General features: G+C 41.2%; 3 protein-coding genes. All 3 read left to right on the top strand.

Going from position 1 to position 1,676, the window contains the following annotated elements:
- A partial coding sequence (locus tag HT688_RS11290) for a transposase (RefSeq protein WP_172923804.1) occupies positions 1-345 on the top strand: 345 nt, incomplete at its 5' end.
- A gap of 8 nt (positions 346-353) precedes the next feature.
- On the top strand, positions 354-617 hold the full coding sequence (locus tag HT688_RS11285) for an acylphosphatase (protein ID WP_000561476.1): 264 nt from the start codon (positions 354-356) through the stop codon (positions 615-617).
- A 77-nt stretch (positions 618-694) separates the two neighbouring features.
- On the top strand, positions 695-1,621 hold the full coding sequence (gene yidC, locus HT688_RS11280) for a membrane protein insertase YidC (RefSeq protein WP_000835945.1): 927 nt from the start codon (positions 695-697) through the stop codon (positions 1,619-1,621).
- Positions 1,622-1,676 lie beyond the last annotated feature (55 nt).

Here is a 1,676-nt window from a genome sequence, read left to right as displayed (position 1 = left end):
GGATGCAATACTGAGTGGATCAATGAATTTCTACGGCAAGTCTCACAAGCTTATCCAGATGACTATATTTTACTTGTCATGGATAATGCTATATGGCATAAATCAAGTACCTTAGAGATTCCAAGTAATATTGAGTTGGCTTTTATCCCACCTTATACACCAGAAATGAACCCTATTGAACAAGTCTGGAAAGAAATTCGAAAACGAGGTTTTAAAAACAAGGCTTTCCAAACATTGGAAGCCGTCATTGATAAGCTTCAAGAAGTTATTCAAGGACTGGAAAAAAGCGTTTTAAAGTCCACTGTCAGCAGACAATGGACAAGGTTGCTTTTTGAAAATAATTGAGTATTAGAATGATTGCCCAAGGTAGGGTGCAGGGAGTCGGCTTTCGTTGGGGTGTTTATAGCCTGGCCCTTGAAATCGGTGGCATCACAGGTCGGGTATGGAATAACGACGATGGCACAGTGGAAATCTTAGCCCAAGCAGACTCATCTGCTATCATGGCAAAATTTATCCAAGAAATCCGAAAAGGACCGACACCTTTTTCAAAAGTAAGCTACTTAGATGTCAAACTAAGCAACTTTCCTCCCTACTCTGACTTTAAAATCGCAAATTAGGTCTCCAGAACTATTGTATATTTTGTAAAAAAACAGTAGAATAGAAAGGTATAATTTTTAAAGAAGGAATAAAAACAGTGAAATCTATTAAACGTTTTGCATTCTCGGCTATGGGAGTGGCTATGTTGCTTGTCTTAACTGGCTGTGTCAATGTCGATAAAACCACAGGTCAGCCGACAGGATTTATTTGGAATACGATCGGAGCGCCTATGGCTGAAGCTATCAAGTACTTCGCTACTGATCAAGGTCTAGGCTTTGGTGTCGCTATCATCATCGTAACCATTATCGTGCGCTTGATTATCTTGCCACTTGGTATCTACCAATCATGGAAGGCAACGCTTCACTCTGAAAAGATGAATGCCCTCAAGCACGTCCTTGAGCCACACCAAACTCGTCTCAAAGAAGCAACTACTCAAGAAGAAAAACTCGAAGCCCAACAAGCTCTCTTTGCCGCTCAAAAAGAGCATGGCATCAGCATGTTTGGTGGTGTAGGATGTTTCCCTATCCTCCTTCAAATGCCTTTCTTCTCTGCTATCTACTTTGCTGCCCAACATACTGAAGGTGTTGCTCAAGCAAGCTACCTAGGAATTCCTCTAGGTTCTCCAAGTATGATTTTGGTTGCCTTCGCTGGTGTCCTTTACTATCTTCAATCGCTCCTTTCACTTCACGGAGTAGAAGATGAAATGCAAAGAGAACAAATTAAAAAAATGATTTACATGAGCCCACTCATGATCGTCGTCTTCTCCCTCTTCTCACCAGCCAGTGTTACACTTTACTGGGTTGTCGGTGGTTTCATGATGATTCTCCAACAGTTTATCGTCAACTATATCGTTCGTCCAAAACTTCGCAAAAAAGTCCGTGAAGAACTAGCCAAGAACCCACCAAAAGCAAGTGCTTTCTCAACACCAAATGGACGAAAAGACGTTACCCCTGAACAACCAACTGCTATCACAAGCAAGAAAAAACACAAAAATCGCAACGCTGGAAAACAACGTTCGAGATAAGAAGAAAGGCTTAGCTGATTTGCTAAGTCTTTTTGCAAATCGAGTAGGGGATAAT

Origin of the sequence: Streptococcus sp. 1559 (assembly GCF_013276735.1) — a bacterium.
Lineage (GTDB): Bacteria > Bacillota > Bacilli > Lactobacillales > Streptococcaceae > Streptococcus > Streptococcus pseudopneumoniae.
Note: the sequence above shows the minus strand (reverse complement) of the source record. Positions and strands in the feature narration are given on the sequence as shown.

Coding starts and splice junctions, on each gene's coding strand:
- HT688_RS11285 (WP_000561476.1), top strand. CDS start 354: ATGATTGCCCAAGGTAGGGTGCAGGGAGTCGGCTTTCGTTGGGGTGTT.